Genomic DNA, 18702 nt, shown 5'->3' on the forward strand with positions numbered 1-18702 from the left:
AGTCCAACAATGACGAAAAACACCGCACGGGCACTCGCTCTCGCTCTCGTATGCGCTACGCCGGTTGCGCTCGCACTCACGCCGACTCTGGCTCGCGCGCAGAACGCCGCGCCGTATCAGCCCGCCGGCGTGCTGTCGCTCAATGCGCAGGCCAGCTCGGAAGTCCCGCAAGACGTGGTCGATATCACGCTGTTCTTCGAGCAGGAAGCGAGCGATCCGTCGGCGCTGACCGCCACGTTGAATCAGCGCGCTGATTCGGCGCTGCAAAAAGCCAAGGGCGTGAGCGGCGTGACGGCCCGCACGGGTTCGTTCTCGATCTATCCGTCCACCGATCGCGACGGCCGCATTTCCGCATGGCGCGGCCGCACGGAGATCGTGCTCGAGTCGCACGACTTCGCTGCGGCATCGAAGCTCGCGGGTCAAATGGCATCGATCATGCAGGTCGGCAACGTGCAGTTCTCGTTGTCGCCGGAAGCACAGCGCGCCGCCGAGCAGAAGCTCACCGGCGAAGCGATCAAGTCGTTCCGCCAGCAAGCGGCTTCGTCCGCGCAGGCATTCGGCTATAGCGGCTATGCGATTCGCGAAGTTAACGTCGGTCAGAACGGTGGCGTGATGCCGCGTCCCATGATGATGATGAGCGCCCGTGCCATGAGTTCGGATGCGAAGATGTCGGCGCCGGTGCCAATCGAAGGCGGTACGTCGACGGTAACGGTCAACGTGTCGGGCTCGGTGCAGATGAAGTAATGCGTGTGGGTTCGGGCGCTGCTTTACGCGTGCCCGAGCCGCTAGCGGATGCAAAAAAAGCCACGGCATGCCGTGGCTTTTTTCGTTGAGCGCTCATCGACAGATCGTTTGATAACGCTCGATACCGCTGGCTACGATAACCCGTAGCCGCAATCAATCAGTTCGCGCTAACCGCCTGCGCCGGTTCACGACGCGCACGGCGATATGCCCACACCAGCAGGCCGATACCGACGAGGATCATCGGCAGCGACAGCCATTGGCCCATGGAGAGACCCATTGCCAGCAGACCGAGGAAGTCGTCCGGCTCACGCGCGAATTCCACTGTGAAGCGCGCGAGGCCGTAGCCGATCAGGAACACCGCGGAAATCGCGCCCAACGGCTTCGGTTTGCGCGAGAAGAAGATCAGCACGAAGAACAGCGCGATACCTTCCAGCGCGATCTCATACAGCTCCGACGGATGACGCGGCAGCATGTGATATTGCGCGAACACTTCGTTCAGATGCCACTGTGCGGCCAGTTGCGGATGCGCGATGAGCCATGCGGCGTCGTCAGGCGCGGCGCCGGGAAACATCATCGCCCACGGCGAAGACGGATCGGTCACGCGGCCCCACAACTCGCCGTTGATAAAGTTGCCGAGACGCCCTGCCGCGAGCCCGGTCGGCACCATCGGCGCGACGAAATCGGTGACTTGCAGCCACGAGCGTTTGCGTTGATACGCGAACAGCACCATGGCCAGCGTCACGCCAAGGAAGCCGCCGTGGAACGACATGCCGCCTTCCCACACCTTGAAGATGTCGAGCGGATGCGCGAAATAGAAGCTCGCTTTATAGAACAGCACGTAGCCGAGGCGGCCGCCGAGAATCGTGCCCAGCACGCCGTAAAACAGCATGTCGTCGATATCTTTCGCGGTCCAGCCTTGCGCCGCGACGTACGGCAAACGCAGCCGCAGCCGGCCGACGACGATCGCCGCGATAAAGGCGACGACGTACATCAGTCCATACCAGCGCACTGCGAGCGGCCCCAGATGAATGGCAACGGGGTCGAAATTCGGGTGAATGAGCATCGTGTTGTTATGGGCAGTTCAGGTTCAGAAGCGGGTTTTCTAATCGATTCTTTGGGACAGGTGACGGCTTGCGCACGCCGCTAGCACAGACTGCGGCGCAAGCATTGGACGGCGCCGCGCGCAATGCGTTCGCAGCCGCGCCGTTAAACATGCTGCGCGCCGGCGTGCTGCGCCTCGACGGTAGCGGCATGCGCCCGCGCGATGTCGATGAAGCCCGCCAGCACCGGACTCACCTCCGCCGTGCGCCAGACCAGCCCCGTTTCGATCGCCGGCACCGACTCGACCAGCGGACGATACACCACGCCGGTGCGGCGCAGATTACGTAACGATTGCGGCACCAGTGCGACACCCATGCCGGCCGACACGAGGCTCACGATCGTCTGCATCTGGATCGCCTCCTGGCCGATGTGGGGCGTCAGGCCCGCCACGCCGTAGCAATCCATAATGATGTCATAAAAGCCAGGCGCCAAACGTCTTGGGAAGATCACGAGCGGCGCATCGGCGACGTCGCGCAGGCTGATCGGTGTCTCGAGCCATTCGGCTTCGGGGCTCACGTCGGGGTCCACGTCATGGCAGGCATTGTGCCCGGCGGCCTCGGCCACCCGCGCCGCCGTCTCCGTCGACATCGCGACGATCAGCGGCTCGCGCGCGATCGGCAGCCACGACAACTGCGTGCCGTGGCGCGACGGCAGCGGCGCGATCACGAGGCCCGCGTCGATGCGTCCGGCCACCAGTTCGTCTATTTGAACGTCGCTGGTGGCCTCGGTCAGTTCGAGCCGTACGCGCGGATGGCGCGCGCCGAAATCGCGCAACAGCAGCGGCAGAAGCCCGTAGTCCGCGGTCGAAACGAACGCCAGCGACAACACCCCCGCCTCGCCGCGCGCCAGACTCTGCGCGAGCGGCCGCAGCCCTTCGGCGCCGGCCAGCAGGCGCTGCACTTCGGGCAACAGATCCGCGCCCACCGGCGTGAGCTCGACCGAGCGCTTGGTGCGCGCGAACAGTTCGACGCCGAGCGTCTCCTCCAGCGCGCGGATGGCTTGCGACAACGGCGGCTGCGTCATCGAAAGACGCACGGCCGCGCGCCCGAAGTGCTTTTCTTCGGCGACGGTCACGAAATAGCGCAACTGGCGCAGGTCGGGGATGGCGGGCAGCATGATTAATATATTTTACGACCTAATCTGCCCTCAATAATATATTGGACACGTAGTTTGCAAAACCGCATCCTTGCATTGCGCGTCGGAACTACACTGGATTGACGCACGACACCCGCCGCACCCAGGCCGCAGTACAGCCGCAGTACAGCAAGACAGACACGCAGCACAGACCAGAACAAAACAGACTGGAGTTCCCCATGGCATACAACCGTCGTTCGAAGAACATCACGCAAGGCGTGGCGCGTTCACCGAATCGCTCCATGTACTACGCCCTCGGCTACAAGAAGGAAGACTTCGACAAGCCGATGATCGGCATCGCCAACGGCCACTCGACCATCACGCCGTGCAACTCCGGCCTGCAGCGTCTGGCCGACGCGGCCGTCGCCGCGGTCAAGGGCGCCGACGCGAATCCGCAGATCTTCGGCACGCCGACCATCTCCGACGGCATGTCGATGGGCACCGAGGGCATGAAGTACTCGCTCGTCTCGCGCGAAGTAATCGCCGACTGCATCGAGACCTGCGTGCAAGGGCAATGGATGGACGGCGTAGTCGTGATCGGCGGCTGCGACAAGAACATGCCGGGCGGCATGATCGGCCTTGCCCGCACCAACGTGCCGGGCATCTACGTGTATGGCGGCACGATCCGTCCGGGCAACTGGAAGGGCGTGGACCTGACCATCGTGTCGTCGTTCGAAGCGGTCGGCGAATTCACGGCCGGCCGTATGTCGGAAGAGGATTTCGAAGGGGTCGAAAAGAACGCGTGCCCGTCTTCCGGATCGTGCGGCGGGATGTACACCGCCAACACGATGAGCTCGTCGTTCGAGGCGCTCGGCATGTCGCTGCTGTATTCGTCGACGATGGCCAATCCCGACGACGAAAAGGTCGACTCCGCCGCCGAATCGGCACGCGTGCTGGTCGAAGCCGTCAAGAAGGACCTGAAGCCGCGCGACATCATCACGAAGAAGTCGATCGAGAACGCCGTCGCGCTGATCATGGCGACCGGCGGCTCGACCAATGCCGTGCTGCACTACCTGGCGATCGCGCACGCGGCCGAGGTGGAATGGAGCATTGAAGACTTCGAGCGTATGCGCAAGAAAGTGCCGGTGATCTGCAACCTGAAGCCGTCCGGCCAATACGTCGCGACGGATCTGCATAAGGCCGGCGGCATTCCGCAAGTCATGAAGATCCTGCTCGACGCGGGGATGTTGCACGGCGATTGCATTACCATCACCGGCAAGACGCTGGCGGAAGAGCTCAAGGACGTGCCGGGCAAACCGCGCGCCGATCAGCAGGTGATTTTCCCGATCGAGAAAGCGCTGTACAAGGAAGGCCACCTCGCGATCCTGAAGGGCAATCTCGCCGAAGACGGCGCGGTCGCCAAGATCACCGGCTTGAAGAACCCGGTCATCACCGGCCCGGCCCGCGTGTTCGAGGACGAACAAAGCGCGCTCGAAGCGATTCTGGCCGACAAGATCGTCGCCGGCGACGTGGTGGTGCTGCGTTACCTCGGTCCGAAGGGCGGACCCGGCATGCCGGAGATGCTGGCGCCGACCTCGGCGATTATCGGCAAGGGGCTCGGCGAAACCGTCGGCCTGATCACCGACGGCCGCTTCTCGGGCGGCACGTGGGGCATGGTGGTCGGCCACGTCGCGCCGGAAGCGTTCGTGGGCGGCACGATCGCGTTCGTGCAGGAAGGCGATTCGATCACGATCGACGCACACAAGCTGCTGCTGCAATTGAATATCGACGACGCCGAGTTGCAGCGCCGCCGCGCCGCCTGGCAGCAGCCGAAGCCGCGCTATACGCGTGGTGTGCTGGCGAAGTATTCGGCGTTGGCGTTGCCGGCTAACAAAGGGGCGATTACCGGCTGATGCTGCGGGTCCGGCGGACATCGGGCACGCCTCCTTGCGGGTGTCCTGTTCGCCGGATTGTTTCTGTCTTTGCGCGGGCTCGTCACATATAGAAGTGCTGCGCACGACCCTCGAGCTCGGCGTACCTCGCCTGTTGCGCGATGATGCGATTCCAGATCGGCTCGGGAAGCTTGAAGGTCGACTTCAGCGGCGGCGCCTGCAGCGAGTCGTAGAGCACGTGGCTGCCAGCCGCCGGATCGGCCCTCGTGCGCCAAACCGGCGTACCGCCGATCGTGCGTATCTCCAACTGGCCGCGCGCCGCGGGAATGGCCATCAACCCATCACGAAACAGCCACGCCGCGTTGTGCGACTTGAGCCATGCACCGATACGTGCGATCTCATCCTGCCGCAGCGAGGGCTGGGACTCAACGAGAGCCTGGCCGCGGTGCGGATTGTCCGCCGACGGCACCTCGGTCACGAAGTGCGTGGCACCACGAGGTAACGCCGAATCCGGATCCAGGTAAAGCCGGTATTGCTGCTCCGACGTGGCGACAGGATTGCCAACGAATGCGGCCATCGGCAGTGGAGGAAAAACCGCCTGCCGTTTGGCATTCTCCAGCCGCCAGGATTGCCGCGTGGCGAGTTGGCCGTCTCGCGACTGCGGCGGCGAAACATAAGGCGTGACCGCGAAGACGCCCTCGGTCAGCCACTTGCGGTCTTCGACATGCAGCAGACCGTCAATCCCGCGAACATAAACAAACACGCCGTTCAGGTCGGTCGGATCCTTCGGGGCGCCGCCAATGTACGCATTGCCGTCCTTGTCGATTCGCAGCACCTGCCCATAGTCGTGCGCGGAATGGATGCGGCCATCGTCCCCAAATGAAAATTCATACTGGGAAAGGCCCGTATCGGACAAATCGACCGCCGGATACCCGTTGCCGTTGTGAAAGCTCAGCTTCGTGCCGCCCTTGCCGTCGTTGTTATTGAAGTACGGTTTGATATGGACTGGCTCGCGATAGTCCTCGCCTTTCTCCAACTGGCTCGCCGCGTAATGGATTTTGTCGAAAGCACGTCGGTAGAAAGCGGCCGACGTCAGCGCTGGATCCTCGTTTGGCAGATAGCGCACCTTGCCGCCGATGTTCACCCCCGATACGAACGGCTTGTGATCGCTATCCGCCCACGCGGGGTCGTCCGGAGAAAAGTGCGCGAGCTGCGGTTGCGCGCCGGACGTGCGAGTGTGGTCGAAGATGTCGTAACGATAGTCGGGGTTGGCCACGAAGGGACCCGGCACCCCAGCCACGACCTTGCTCCAGCCACACACCTGGGCATCGTCGATCCGGCCCATCGCGGCAACTTCGCGGTCGCCCGGGATGCGATCGGCCTTGCCCAGGCTGCCATGGACGTCGACCATGTTGGGGCTCGGCTTGATGTAATAGATATAGCCGCTTTGTTGCCCGCCGCCTGAGAGCCGCTTCTTCGCGGTCTCGCTGTCACGGAACGTGCCGAGATAGCCGCCGCCGTCAGTGGCACCCGGGCTCAATGACAGCGCGCAGTTATGCAGCGCCAGGTTGACGTTGTTCATCCGCGTGTTTTCCGCACTGAAGCCGTGCGCCTTGCGCATCGCTTCGGGCGGCACGTCCGAGGGACGATAGAGCACATAAGGCTGCGGGTCGGAAGCCGTGCTGACGTCACGCTTGAGTTCGTCATGCGGTGGCCGCGGCAACTGCGTGAAATCCGGCCTCGGCAGATTCACCGGCGGGAGAGATAAAGCATGAGCGCCCTGGAGTTCGGGCGCATCGTCCACGGCGGCGAGCGTAGCGTTGCCAAGGGACGAAGCAGCCGCGCTCGCACCGTCATTCGGCCGATACGTATTCTCGGCGTCATAGGGCAACGTGCGCACGCGAGCGATAAAACCGTACTGCTGATAGCCATAATCGAGCAACCGAGCCATGACAACCGCCATCTGATCGAAATTTTCGTACTCGAAGGCGCCGAATTGCGGGTCGTAAATCTGGTATCGGTCATTCCGGAAGTTATCGGAAGGATCGAGCCGTTGCACCATGATCATATGGCCGGGGCGCTCCACGCTGCCGCCGTCTGGCCTTTGTTCCGAAGCGGGCGCGGCGCGGAACTGAATGCGTATCGGCATCATCGTGGTTTGATAACTGCCGCGGCCGTCGGCCGAACTGTGACGCTGCCCGAATTCAGACTCCAGCGTTCTGCGCAACTCCGCACTGGTTCGAATCGAGTCGAAATTGGGTCGCGCGATAAGACCCGGAACGTTGCCGATAGGATCGCGCACGGTATCTCGCTGCACCTGATAGATCGACGTCAACGCCGCCTGTCTCAGTTGCCAATCGCCAAGGGAATCACGCATGACGGAAGTCATCTCGAACAGATTCGGCGCTTTTCCTGTCGCCACCAGGTAGAGCGTGCCTAGCACGAGGCCGGCGCACACATTGTTCAATGCGCTGGGCTGTCCGGCGGCTTGCGACAGGACCGAGGAAGAGAGGCCGTTGTGCCTCGTCGCGGGGCCGTTATAGATATCGAAGGTGTGTTCCGTCGCCGGAAGGGTCGCCTCTGGAGGTAGCGGCCAAGGCGGCGGCGTCCTGCGAGTGCGCTGCAACGTGTCCGAACTCTGCGCTGGCAACAGCGCGCCGGCGCCAGCTCCAGCAAGTTCGCCGGGCGCCCGTTCTTTGGCGGGCACACTCCCGTGCTCCGGTTGAGCCCGCTCATTGGCGCTCGTGGCAGCTACAAGGCGTCTGGCTGTCGGGAGGCCCGGCTCTTTGGCCGCAGCCTTAGCGGCCGGCGCCGGCAGAGTTGCGTCACCCGGTCTTCCAACTCCGAACGGGGATGACGCTCCGGCGTTTGGCTCATGGGGCGGTGCACTGAGTTCGCTGGCCGATTCGCCATTGCGGCGTGCGGTTGGAGATAGCGGACCGGACCGGTCCGTCTCTTTGGGCAAAAGCCTGAGCGGATGATTGCCAACGCCGAGTGTCGTCATCATTGCACCTTGTGGAAGCAAACCTGGGGCCTCCGCGCGCGAGCAATGACGGCAGAGGGCAATGACAATGAAACCCGCTTTGCCCACGATGCCGGTAGTACCCGGCGATACATTGAGAGCCGCGCCACGGCTAACGAGCAACGCCGACGAGAGCCGGCCCGTGGACTGTCCCAAAGACCCGACGAATCGCTCTGGATCCGCGAACGGTGCAGGACGTCATCGCTCCGCTACGTCCGGATTCATGCCCGCAAGGCGCAACAGAATGTCGAAAGGACGTAGTTCAAAAACCGTGCGTCCCTTTCCTTTTATAATGCCCGCACCACGAGTCGGGCATCTGCACCGACGGAGACCAGAATGAAATCCATGTCGCATGCAGCGCTTGCAACCGCCGGCCTGCTGGGCGTTATCTTGAGCGTCGGCAGTCCGGTCGCGCATGCCGAGGCCGCCGCCGGTCTGGCGCTGGCCCAGCAGGAGAACTGTATGAGTTGCCACGCGGTCGCGCGTCCGTTCATGGGACCGGCGCTACATGATGTCGCAGCGAAATACGCGGGTCGCGACGACGCCGCAACCTATCTGAAGAACAAGATTCTGGATGGCAGCGCAGGCGTGTGGGGAATCGTGCCCATGCCCGCGAACACGCAACTCACGCCCGATCAGGCGGCCACGTTGGCAGGCTGGGTGTTGTCGCTGAAATGATGACGCGTACGCATTGGTGAGCGTGCATCGATGAACGTGCATTGCTGAACGTCCACGGTTGAAGGCGCTGAAACGCATGATCGCGTTTCAAGCCGCCTTCCCTTCCCTTCGAATCACGCGTGGCCTGAGCGCCGCGCGATCTCTTCTTCCACCGCTTCCCGCACCCACGCGGTCATTTCGGTTTCCAGCGTCAGCGCGACTTCACGCGTGATCTGGCTGACCAGCCAGCCCGTGTGCTCCTGCAATGCATCGCGGCAACGCGCCTCGATGACCTCGCGTCCCTCGCCCGTCAGAAAACCCGCAAAGCGTCCACGCAGACGCTCGGCGATGAGATTCGCATCGAGGCCCGGCTGCGGCGCCGCAGTGGTTTCGTGAGCGATATCGGGCGGCACGCTCGTACCGGCTTCGAACGGAGCAAGAGGCTCGGCGCGATTGAAGACGCCGGCATCGCGCTCGGGCACATCGTCATGCGCGTGATGCGAGCGCGAACGCTTCTTCGGATGATGATCCGCCGCATGCGCCGGCGCATGTAAGGGTTCCGGCGCGGCCGCACGGCCTAGCTCGAGCACCTCGTCCAGCGTCGGCAAGGGCGGTGGCTCGGCCGCGGGTTCCTGCACGGCAGCGAGTTCATGCGCATGCAGGGTGTCCGGCTCGAGCACCGGCTCAGTGCGAAAGCCAGGCTCACGCGGCGCACCGTCGTCAGTGATGGCGTGTTCCGCCGGCACAGCCGCGTCGTTCGACGGGTGACGCGCCTGCACAGGATTACCCGGCACGAGAATCTCGCTTAACACCGGAATCGAATTGTCGTGGGGATCGGACACGTGCGCTCTCCCTGTTTGAGTCGAAGCCAAGGCAGGCCGCATCCACGCCGGATCCTTCAGACAGGAAACCACGCGACGCGGATGGAAAAAGGCCTAGCTGCCTTGCTTGTAGTTGTTCAAAGCATAGCCGCGATCGCGATAGAAACGATAGCGTTCGCGGCCCGCAGCGAGTTCGTCGTGTGCGTTACCGACCACTTCCAGCAATCTTTCGAAGCGGGCGAACTGGGCCGGCACCGCAGCGCCCAGATTGAGCAGCACCTGGTGATGCGGCACGTCGTCGAGATTCGACGCCAGCACGATAGGCGTTTGCGCGGCGAGCGGCGTGCCCGCCATGCAGTGCGGCACGAAGTCGAGCGGCGAGAAGGTCCACAGCTGTTCGTCGAAAGCCCGCAGACGCTCGGGCTCGGCCAGCACGATGGTCGGCTGGCCCGCCTGATACGCCTTGCGGATCAGGCGGCACGCATACAGCAGCGAATCGCCGACGTTCGAGTGAAAATCGATCCTCGTCATCGGCGGCTCCGCCTTGCGTCCACAGCCAGGCTTACGCGCCGTTGCACGACCCGGACCCGGCTTGACGCCGGGTCCGCGACCGCGCTGGCCACCTTACTGCATTGCGTCATTGTGCAGCGCGGTCGATCAGGAACTGCGAGAGCAACGGCACCGGACGACCGGTCGCGCCCTTCGCCGCGCCGCTCTTCCACGCCGTACCCGCGATGTCCAGATGCGCCCACGGATACGCTTCGGTGAAGCGCGACAGGAAGCACGCCGCCGTCACGCTGCCGCCAGGACGGCCGCCGATGTTCGCCAGATCGGCGAAGTTCGACTTGAGCTGGTCCTGATACTCGTCGTCGAGCGGCATGCGCCAGGCCGGGTCCGAAGCCTCACGCGATGCGTCGAGCAACTCGCCCGCCAGCGCGTCGTCTTTCGAGAACAGGCCGCTGTTGTGGTGACCCAGCGCGATGACGCAGGCGCCCGTCAGCGTAGCGACGTCGATCACGGCTGCCGGCTTGAAGCGCTCGGCGTAGGTGAGTGCGTCGCACAGGATCAGCCGGCCTTCGGCGTCCGTGTTCAGCACTTCGATCGTCAAACCCTTCATGCTGGTGACGATGTCGCCCGGCTTGGTGGCCGTAGCCGACGGCATGTTCTCAACCGCCGCGATGATCGCCACGACGTTGATTTTCAAGCCCATTTCGGCGACGGCGCGGATCGTGCCCAGCACCGAACCGGCGCCGCACATGTCGTACTTCATCTCGTCCATGCCTTCGCCCGGCTTCAGCGAGATGCCGCCGGTGTCGAACGTGACGCCCTTGCCGACCAGCACCACCGGCGCGGCCTTCGCGGCGCCGCCGTGGTACTGCAGCACGATGAACTGCGCCGGTTCGACCGAGCCGGCCGTGACCGACAGGAACGAGCCCATCTTCAGCGCTTCGCATTGTTTCTCGCCGAGCACTTCGACCTTCAGCTTCCAGTCTTTGGCGAGCTTCTTCGCGGTGTTGGCGAGGTAGGTCGGCGTGCAGACGTTGCTCGGCAGGTTGCCGAGGTCGCGCGTCAGGTCCATGCCGTTGGCCAGCGCCGCGCCTTGCTTGGCGGCCAGCTTGGCGGCCTTGTCGTCGCCGGTGTTGACGCTGAACACGATGCGCTTCAGCGCGCGCGGCGTGGTGTCCGGCTTGCTCTTCATCTGCGTGAACTTGTACGTCAGCTCGCGCAGCGCGAGGATCGCGGCGCGCACGCCCCAATCGGCCGAGCGTTCGAGGATAGGCAGTTGCGCGAGCGTGAACGTGACCTGGACGATCTTCGTGCCCAGCAACGCACGCCAGGCGGCGCGCGCAGCGTCGCCGTAGGCTTTCTGATTGAAAGCGTCCTGCTTGCCGAGACCGACCAGCAGCACACGCGAAGCGCCGATACCCGACACTTCGTGCAGGAACAGCGTGGAGCCGGCTTTGCCTTCCATATCGCCGGCTTTGATGACACGGGTCAACAGCCCTTTGGTGGCCGCATCGATCTCGAGCGCCGCGCCCGAAAGCGTCTGCGACTCGAACACACCGATCACGATGCAATCGGATTTACCGGTCAGGAAACCGTTTGACGAGCCTTTGGTCCAATCACAGGCTTTTATGCTAAAGTCCATCGCGCTTGTCCTCGGATAAAATCTGGGCTTAGGATGAAAGCCGCAATTATCCGCTATTTTTCCTGCGGCGGCTGCACCGGAGGTGTGACGGGGAGTAACCCTCGCGCCGCTGAGAGCGCCCCCTCTCATCATCAATAATGATCTTCGAACGCTCCCTCCAGCGCGAACTCGCGTATACGGCTGGTGCCGTGTTCATGGTTCTCCTCACGCTCGTGCTGACGACGATGATGATCCGCATCGTCGGCTTCGCGGCCTCGGGCGAGATCGATCCACGCGACGTGCTGGTCCTGATCGGACTGACCGTGATCGGCTACCTGGCGATCATGCTCGTCGCGACCCTGTTCGTGTCGATCCTGTTCGTCCTGACACGCTGGTACAAAGACTCCGAGATGGTCGTGTGGCTGTCCTCGGGCGTCAGCCTGACCCAGTTCATCAAGCCGATCGGTATTTTTGCCACGCCGATCATCATCCTCATCATGTTCTTCGTGTTCGTCGGCTGGCCGTGGTCGAACCAGCAGAGCAAGCTGATCCGCGCGCGCTTCCAGCAGCGCGACGAGGTCTCGCTGCTGGCGCCGGGTCAATTCCGCGAGTCGGCCACTAGCCACCGGGTGTTCTTCATCGAGAAGATGTCGCCCGATCAGGGGCACGTGGAGAACGTGTTCGTGACCAGCACCGAGAACGGCAAGGTCAACGTGGTGGTGTCGAAGAACGGACACACCGAGACGCATAAGAACGGCGACCGCTTCGTCGTGCTCGAAAACGGCCGGCGCTACGACGGCGAGCCGGGGCACCCCGACTTCCGCATCATGGAGTTCGAGCGCTATGGCGTGAAAATCCAGAGCCAGCCGGTCGTCAATACGGCGACCAGCACCGGCATGTCGACGCTCGCGCTGCTGCGCAATCCGACCAAAGAGAATCTCGCCGAATTCGCGTGGCGCGCCGGGCTGCCTTTGATCGCGCTCAATCTGATGCTGCTGGCGATTCCTCTCGCGCACCAGAATCCGCGACGCAGTCGCACCATCAATCTGGTGATGGCGGTGCTGATCTATCTGACGTATTCGAATCTGTTGAACGTGGTGCAGTCGTGGATCGAGCAAGGCAAGATGTCGTTCGGCGTCGGGCTGGTGGGACTCCATGTGATCGTCGCGGTGATCGTCGCGTTTATCTTCTGGCTGCGCGTGCGCAACCGCCCGCTGTTCACGCGGGCCATGTTCAACCGTTCGCAGGGGACCTGACCGATGCGCATTTATGAAAGGTATTTCGCGCGTCAGATCTACCTCACGTTCATCTTCATTCTGTTTGCGTTTTCGGGTCTGTTCTTCTTCTTCGACCTGATCAACGAACTGAATTCGGTTGGGCACGGTAACTACAAGTTTCAATATGCGGTGCTGCGGGTCGCGCTGCAGACGCCGTCGCGCTTCTACGAAATCATTCCGGTTGCCGCGTTGATCAGCGCGATTTATGTGTTCGCGCAGATGGCGGCGAATTCCGAGTACACGATTTTTCGGGTGTCCGGGCTGGCGACCAATCAGGCGTTGCGGTCATTGCTGAAGATCGGGATTCCGCTGGTGTTCCTGACGTATCTGATCGGCGAAGTGGTTGGACCTTATACGGATCAGTTGTCGGAGCGGGTGCGGCTGGAGGCACTGGGGTCGTCGGTGTCGAGTAACTTCCAGTCGGGTGTGTGGGTGAAGGACACGCTTACCGCGCGGGCCGATGGTGAGCAGGTGACGCGCTTCGTGAACGTCGGCGAGTTGAAGCCGGATGCGACGATCAGCAATGTGCGGATCTATGAGTTCGATTCGAAATTCCGTTTGTCGAATGTGCGGATCGCTAAAAGCGGTAAGTATCAGCCGCCGGGCCATTGGCAATTGACCGATGTGACCGATACGCAGTTGATCGACGTGCCGCCGCCTCCCGGGACGCCTGCGGATGCGTTGAATCCGGTTTATCGCGCGACTCAGGTTAGCTTGCCGGAGTATTCGCTGCGCTCGGAATTGACGCCGCAGATTCTGTCAGTGCTGCTGGTGTCGCCGGATCGGATGTCGATGTTCAATCTGTTCCGGTATATCCAGCATCTGACCGAGAATCATCAGGATACGCAGCGGTATGAGATCGCGCTCTGGCGTAAGGTCTTGTATCCGTTTGCGGTGTTCGTGATGCTGGTTTTGTCGTTGCCGTTTGCTTATCTGCATACGCGGGCTGGAGTGGTGGGGGTCAAGGTGTTCGGTGGGATCATGCTAGGGATGAGTTTTCAACTCTTCAACACGCTGTTCTCGCATATCGGCACTTTGAATACCTGGCCTGCGCCTTTGACCGCGGCTACGCCTGGGTTGGTTTATCTCGTGCTTGGGCTGGTTGGGTTAAAGTGGGTTGATCGGCATTAGGGGTATCGTTCCATGGCTACGCATGGGCTGGTTTTGTTTGGGCACGGTGCAAGGGATGCGCGCTGGCGGGAGCCGTTTGAGAGGCTCGCTGAGAAGCTGCGCGGAGCTCGTACGGCTGATGCCTCGGCCGGGCCGGTTGTGCTGGCGTTTCTTGAGTTGATGGAGCCGGATTTGCCTGCCGCTGTGGGTGAGCTTGCCTCCGGTGGCTGTGACCTTGTGACCGTTGTGCCGGTTTTTTTTGGGCAAGGGGGGCATGTACGGAAAGATTTGCCTCTCGTCATCGAGCGCTGTCGCGGGCTTTATCCCTCTGTTCAGATTAAGTGCGCGGGTGCTGTTGGGGAAGATGAGGGTGTTCTTGATGCTGTCGCGCTTTATTGCCTTCGGCAGGTTTAGGGTTTCGGTTCTGCACTCTCTTCAGGCGCGCTCCTTCTGCGCCCGGTCGCTTGTTCTGTCGTCGTACTGCTCGCCCCACTCTTTCTGCTCTCGCTGCGCTTTCGGTTGTTCTCTTCGGGCGTTGGCCTTTCCTTGTGATCACGGTGGTCTATTAGCGTCGCCCCTGTGCGGGGCGGCACTTACTTTTCTTTGCCTGCCGCAAAGCAAAGTAAGCAAAAGAAAGCGGCTCACACCGCTAGCTCATAAGCGGGTCTCTCGCACAGTTCGGGTAGTGGCTCATCTGGAATCTGTGCTCTCGCACACTCCACGTTGGTGACATAGCAGTCATTCTTCCGGCGGCGCTGCGCGCGCCGTCGCGGTCGTTCACACATTGCCCTTGCTAAGCGGATCCCCCGCGCAGCCACGGTAGTGGTGCATCTGGAATCTGTGCTCTCGCGCACTCCACGTCAGCGGCACAGCAGTCATTCTTCCGGCGGCGCTGCGCGCGCCGTCGCGGTCGTTCACACATTGCCCCTGCTAAGCGGATCCCCCGCGCAGCCACGGTAGTGGTGCATCTGGAATCTGTGCTCTCGCGCACTCCACGTCAGCGGCACAGCAGTCATTCTTCCGGCGGCGCTGCGCGCGCCGTCGCGGTCGTTCACACATTGCCCCTGCTAAGCGGATCCCCCGCGCAGCCACGGTAGTGGTGCATCTGGAATCTGTGCTCTCGCGCACTCCACGTCAGCGGCACAGCAGTCATTCTTCCGGCGGCGCTGCGCGCGCCGGGGCGGTTGTTCACATACTGCAAACTCTGAAGCCGGTGCCTGCCGCCGCGTTAGCGGAGCAACTGATAACCGCGCTCTCGCTGGCTCGACGTCGCCGATAGGGCAATCAATCCGCCCTCTCTCGGACGTTCCGCAATCATCGCCAGACTTGCCCAATTAAGACAATTCAACGTTCGGGTTTGCACCTCATTCGGCACGCAGTTCTCGCACGCCGACGTTCATTCGAAATGCTTAGAAGTTTGCGACACATGCCGATCCCCGTGAACTAATGCCTAGGAAATTTCAGAACGTGGCGCCGCGCGACGCATTTAGCCCGGGCAGGCAATCGCCCCCGGAGCGATACGTTTTAGACTTGTTTTCAACGTCGAAACATCGACGGGCAGGCTTGGCGGCCTACAAGTGGAGTGGAACCTGTGCGTCGGCGAAAGCAGACGTGCATTAGCTTCTGCGCGTCTCTTTTCAAGGGGCGGGCCGTGGCAAGGAGACCTTCGGGTCTGCCGGTTATGGTTCCACGCCGGGCTGCCAACCTTGTTACTGTGCCCGCTCACCACTTTTTCAAGCGCGTGTCGGGCGATCCAAGTCAGCAATTGGAGATCGCACATGAGCAAATCCCCCAAGAATTCTCGAAGCGCTTCGCGCCCGCCTGTTGACGCGATCCAGTATGAAAAACTCGCACTATCGGCTTTTGAACTCGTTGACCGGCAGATCGCAAACCTGGGGAAAACTGGTCACGCTTGCGACCTCGATATACAGAAGTCCGGCTATTACGCGTGACGAAATAGCACGCCAGCGATCGCTACTGGGCGTGTTGATCGATACCGCCGAGAACTACCAGCAGGAAGTCGAGACTGACCGCGAGTTGTATCAGATCATCGCGCTGGATGCGCACGGAATTCCTGAGCGCCGCATCACAGCCCGCCACGCCGCGAAGCTTCTGGCAAAGGCCACGCAGAAGGCCGCGAGGAACGGCGCGAGCACTTGCGCAGCCCGGTTGACGGCGAACCGGCGAGTGCCCTTCAAAGGCAATTTTCGGCGCCTGGTGATTACGCATTAACTGGCGCTCGGCGATCCATTACCCGCGAGCCACTGGGATGGATCGACGTGCAAATCCACATGCACACGCACGCATACCGCTGCAGAGAGACAACGTGTTTCTAGTCACACCGTCCCGGCGCGCGCATAGCGCGAACCGGGACAACTGCCCGCCGTTTTATCGACCATGAATGTGTAAGAGACGAGCTTGTGGGAACGACCGCTGCGGCGCGCGCAGCGCCGCCGGAAGAATGACGGCTGTGTCACTGAAGCGGAATGTGCGAGAGCACAGATTCCAGATGAGCCACTACCGTGACTGCGCGGGGGACCCGCTTATGAGCTGGCGGTGTGAGCCGCTTTCTTTTGCTTACTTTGCTTTGCGGCAGGCAAAGAAAAGTGAGTGCCGCCCCGCACAGGGGCAACGCTAGTAGACCACTAAGACAGCAAGGAAAGGCCAACACCCGAAGAGAACAAACCAAAAGCGCCGCACTGGCAAAAGCCGATCAAGCCGCCGCCAGAATCCCATCCGCGGAGCGACCAACCCCATCCACCTGCCGCTCAGCAAAAGCCTCCCCAATCATCAACAAGCTAGGCTGCGCAGCATCAACCCACCTCACCGCCTCACCACAGGCGAGACCCTCAAGCGTGAGCGTCAGAATCCGTTCCCGAGGCGTACTACAAGCCTCAACGATCGCCACAGGCGTAGAAGCAGGCCGCCCAGCCTCGATCAACTGCTGAGCAATCTCAACCCCACTATCCCGGCCCATATAAAACACAACCGAATCCGCATTAACCTGCTCACGAATCTCATCAGACCCAGCAGCCCGACTAAAAGTCGCCAAAGCCACACTCCGAGAAACCCCTCGCAGCGTCAAAGACCGCTTCAAAGAAGCCGCACTAGCCAGCGCAGCGGTGATGCCAGGCACAACCTCATACTCGATCCCAGCCGCCTCAAGCGCCCGCATTTCCTCATCGGCGCGCCCGAACAGCATAGGATCGCCGCCCTTGAGCCGGACAACAACCTGATGTTCAAGCGCAGCATCCACAATCTGCTTATTGATGAACTGCTGCGCGGTAGAAAGCTGCCCACACCGCTTCCCAACAGCAATCCGCCGCGCGTGCGAAGGTGCATAGTCGAGCATAGCCGGCTCGACCAAAGCATCATGCAGCACCACATCAGCCGAACCCAAAAGCCGCGCACCGCGCACGGTAATGAGATCCGCGGCACCCGGCCCTGCGCCGATCAAATAAACCTTACCCATTTGCATCAACCTGTCCGTAAGGGCGCCAAAGGCACGCAGCAACCAACCAGCAAAGCCGGCAGCGCGTCACCCAACCTTAAGCCGAAAACGCCCGAATCATCCCAGCCGCGACGGTATGGTGCGTCGCCTCGTCGATCAGCACGAACGCCCCCGTCCCCTGATGCGAATCATACACATCGCACACCAGCGGCTTCTGCAAGGTCAGCGCAACACGGCCGATATCGTTCATCGCCAGTTCCTTGCGATCGGTCGCCTGCGACAGCGTATGCACGTCGAGCACTTCCTTGATCGCACCGATGCGCGCGAACACCGTATTGGTGGTCTGCTTCAACAGATACTTGCGTTGCGTCGACAGCGGCGTGTCGTCGAACCAGCAGAGATCGGCTTCGAGCTTCTTCGCCGGCTCCGGCGCTTCTTCACGCAGCACGAACGTATCGCCACGCGACACGTCGACGTCTTCCGCGAGACGGATCGTCACCGTCTGACCGGCAAACGCACGATCCACCAGCGCCGTGCCGCCCACCACCGGCGCGATAATCTCGGCCACCGTGGCTTCGCGATTCGCCGGCAGCACGACGACCGTGTCGCCCACCTTCACTTCGCCCGCTTCGACACGGCCCATGTAGCCGCGGAAATCGTCGGCCTGGCTGCCGTCCTGACGCGCGACCCATTGCACCGGGAAACGCAGCGCCTGACCCGTCGGAATCTCCACCGGCAACGCTTCGAGCAAGTCCAGCAGCGGCTCGCCCGCATACCACGGCATGCTTTCGCTCGCGGTCACGATGTTGTCGCCCTTCAACGCCGACACCGGCACGAAGCGCACATCGCTTAGACCCAACTGACGCGCGAGTTCGACATACGCATCGCGAATCTCGTTGAAGCGTTGCTCGCTGTAGTCGACCAGATCCATCTTGTTGATCGCGACGATCGCATGCTGCAAACCGAGCAGCTTGACGATCGCGCTGTGACGCTTGGTCTGCGGCAGCAATTGCGCGACGCCATCGACAAACGTGACGCGCGTCGCATCGACCAGAATGATCGCCGCATGCGCGGTCGACGCACCCGTCACCATATTGCGCGTGTACTGCTCGTGACCCGGCGTATCGGCAATGATGAACTTGCGCTTCGCGGTCGCGAAGTAACGATACGCGACGTCGATCGTAATGCCCTGCTCGCGTTCGGCTTCGAGGCCGTCGGTCAGCAGCGACAGATCGATTTCGTCGCCGACGGTACGCTTATTCTTCGCGCGCGACAGCGCCGAGAGCTGGTCGCTCAACACGGCCTTGCTGTCGTACAGCAGGCGGCCGATCAACGTGCTCTTGCCATCGTCGACACTGCCCGCGGTGATGAAACGCAGCACGCCGAGGTCTTCTGGTTGGTGAATACCGCTCATGATTGTCTTAC

General features: G+C 62.0%; 14 protein-coding genes and 1 pseudogene. 7 read left to right on the forward strand and 8 right to left on the reverse strand.

What is annotated here, in order from left to right; genetic code table 11:
* Window positions 1–9: 9 nt before the first annotated feature.
* The gene (locus tag FA94_RS15070; RefSeq protein WP_035552514.1) at window positions 10–744 is read left to right on the forward strand and encodes an SIMPL domain-containing protein; all 735 of its coding nucleotides are present in this window, start codon (window positions 10–12) and stop codon (window positions 742–744) included.
* Window positions 745–901: 157 nt separating this feature from the next.
* Here FA94_RS15070 and lgt read toward each other — a convergent pair whose 3' ends face one another.
* Complete coding sequence (gene lgt / locus FA94_RS15075; RefSeq protein WP_035552517.1) at window positions 902–1807, reverse strand: prolipoprotein diacylglyceryl transferase; 906 nt, start codon at window positions 1805–1807, stop codon at window positions 902–904.
* A gap of 143 nt (window positions 1808–1950) precedes the next feature.
* Window positions 1951–2961 carry a LysR family transcriptional regulator gene (locus FA94_RS15080; RefSeq protein ID WP_035552519.1) on the reverse strand — a complete coding sequence of 337 codons (1011 nt, stop codon included), beginning with the start codon at window positions 2959–2961 and terminating at the stop codon, window positions 1951–1953.
* 197 nt (window positions 2962–3158) lie between these two features.
* Between FA94_RS15080 and ilvD the strand changes: the two genes are divergently transcribed.
* The gene (gene ilvD / locus FA94_RS15085; protein ID WP_035552521.1) at window positions 3159–4832 is read left to right on the forward strand and encodes a dihydroxy-acid dehydratase; all 1674 of its coding nucleotides are present in this window, start codon (window positions 3159–3161) and stop codon (window positions 4830–4832) included.
* 82 nt (window positions 4833–4914) lie between these two features.
* Here the strand turns inward: ilvD and FA94_RS15090 are convergent, their stop codons facing one another.
* Window positions 4915–7518, reverse strand: coding sequence for an enterotoxin A family protein (locus FA94_RS15090; protein WP_197070207.1), 2604 nt, complete (start codon window positions 7516–7518; stop codon window positions 4915–4917).
* A 651-nt stretch (window positions 7519–8169) separates the two neighbouring features.
* On the opposite strand from FA94_RS15090, the gene FA94_RS15095 reads away from it, so the two are divergent.
* Window positions 8170–8511: a c-type cytochrome gene (locus FA94_RS15095; RefSeq protein WP_035552523.1), complete on the forward strand. Its 342-nt coding sequence runs from the start codon at window positions 8170–8172 to the stop codon at window positions 8509–8511.
* Between the two features lie 113 nt (window positions 8512–8624).
* Here the strand turns inward: FA94_RS15095 and FA94_RS15100 are convergent, their stop codons facing one another.
* The 3 genes from FA94_RS15100 to FA94_RS15110 form a co-directional block, all read right to left on the reverse strand.
* Complete coding sequence (locus tag FA94_RS15100) at window positions 8625–9332, reverse strand: DUF2486 family protein (RefSeq protein ID WP_035552525.1); 708 nt, start codon at window positions 9330–9332, stop codon at window positions 8625–8627.
* 93 nt (window positions 9333–9425) lie between these two features.
* Window positions 9426–9842 (reverse strand): DNA polymerase III subunit chi, encoded by a 417-nt coding sequence (locus FA94_RS15105; RefSeq protein ID WP_035552527.1) that lies wholly within the window; start codon window positions 9840–9842, stop codon window positions 9426–9428.
* A 106-nt stretch (window positions 9843–9948) separates the two neighbouring features.
* A complete protein-coding gene (locus FA94_RS15110; protein WP_035552530.1) occupies window positions 9949–11460 on the reverse strand; it encodes a leucyl aminopeptidase in 1512 nt (503 codons plus the stop codon).
* 137 nt (window positions 11461–11597) lie between these two features.
* On the opposite strand from FA94_RS15110, the gene lptF reads away from it, so the two are divergent.
* From lptF to FA94_RS15130, 4 genes and pseudogenes are all read left to right on the forward strand, one after another.
* Window positions 11598–12695: an LPS export ABC transporter permease LptF gene (gene lptF, locus FA94_RS15115; protein ID WP_035552534.1), complete on the forward strand. Its 1098-nt coding sequence runs from the start codon at window positions 11598–11600 to the stop codon at window positions 12693–12695.
* A gap of 3 nt (window positions 12696–12698) precedes the next feature.
* A complete protein-coding gene (gene lptG, locus FA94_RS15120) occupies window positions 12699–13847 on the forward strand; it encodes an LPS export ABC transporter permease LptG (protein ID WP_035552536.1) in 1149 nt (382 codons plus the stop codon).
* Between the two features lie 12 nt (window positions 13848–13859).
* Entirely contained in the window at window positions 13860–14240 is a 381-nt protein-coding gene (locus tag FA94_RS15125; RefSeq protein ID WP_035552539.1) for a sirohydrochlorin chelatase, read from the forward strand.
* 1364 nt (window positions 14241–15604) lie between these two features.
* A pseudogene (locus tag FA94_RS15130) lies at window positions 15605–16058 on the forward strand (hypothetical protein).
* A 481-nt stretch (window positions 16059–16539) separates the two neighbouring features.
* Here FA94_RS15130 and cobA read toward each other — a convergent pair.
* Window positions 16540–17298, reverse strand: a complete 759-nt coding sequence (gene cobA, locus FA94_RS15135; protein WP_035562193.1) for a uroporphyrinogen-III C-methyltransferase — start codon at window positions 17296–17298, stop codon at window positions 16540–16542.
* Window positions 17299–17374: 76 nt separating this feature from the next.
* The gene (locus FA94_RS15140; RefSeq protein ID WP_035552541.1) at window positions 17375–18691 is read right to left on the reverse strand and encodes a sulfate adenylyltransferase subunit 1; all 1317 of its coding nucleotides are present in this window, start codon (window positions 18689–18691) and stop codon (window positions 17375–17377) included.
* Window positions 18692–18702 lie beyond the last annotated feature (11 nt).

It is taken from the genome of Burkholderia sp. 9120 (genome assembly GCF_000745015.1).
GTDB lineage: Bacteria > Pseudomonadota > Gammaproteobacteria > Burkholderiales > Burkholderiaceae > Paraburkholderia.

What these genes read in the sequence shown, in the direction of transcription:
- FA94_RS15070 (WP_035552514.1), top strand. Translation starts at nt 10, where the DNA reads ATGACGAAAAACACCGCACGGGCACTCGCTCTCGCTCTCGTATGCGCT.
- lgt (WP_035552517.1), bottom strand. Translation starts at nt 1,807, where the DNA reads ATGCTCATTCACCCGAATTTCGACCCCGTTGCCATTCATCTGGGGCCG.
- FA94_RS15080 (WP_035552519.1), bottom strand. Translation starts at nt 2,961, where the DNA reads ATGCTGCCCGCCATCCCCGACCTGCGCCAGTTGCGCTATTTCGTGACC.
- ilvD (WP_035552521.1), top strand. Translation starts at nt 3,159, where the DNA reads ATGGCATACAACCGTCGTTCGAAGAACATCACGCAAGGCGTGGCGCGT.
- FA94_RS15095 (WP_035552523.1), top strand. Translation starts at nt 8,170, where the DNA reads ATGAAATCCATGTCGCATGCAGCGCTTGCAACCGCCGGCCTGCTGGGC.
- FA94_RS15105 (WP_035552527.1), bottom strand. Translation starts at nt 9,842, where the DNA reads ATGACGAGGATCGATTTTCACTCGAACGTCGGCGATTCGCTGCTGTAT.
- FA94_RS15110 (WP_035552530.1), bottom strand. Translation starts at nt 11,460, where the DNA reads ATGGACTTTAGCATAAAAGCCTGTGATTGGACCAAAGGCTCGTCAAAC.
- lptF (WP_035552534.1), top strand. Translation starts at nt 11,598, where the DNA reads ATGATCTTCGAACGCTCCCTCCAGCGCGAACTCGCGTATACGGCTGGT.
- lptG (WP_035552536.1), top strand. Translation starts at nt 12,699, where the DNA reads ATGCGCATTTATGAAAGGTATTTCGCGCGTCAGATCTACCTCACGTTC.
- FA94_RS15125 (WP_035552539.1), top strand. Translation starts at nt 13,860, where the DNA reads ATGGCTACGCATGGGCTGGTTTTGTTTGGGCACGGTGCAAGGGATGCG.
- cobA (WP_035562193.1), bottom strand. Translation starts at nt 17,298, where the DNA reads ATGGGTAAGGTTTATTTGATCGGCGCAGGGCCGGGTGCCGCGGATCTC.
- FA94_RS15140 (WP_035552541.1), bottom strand. Translation starts at nt 18,691, where the DNA reads ATGAGCGGTATTCACCAACCAGAAGACCTCGGCGTGCTGCGTTTCATC.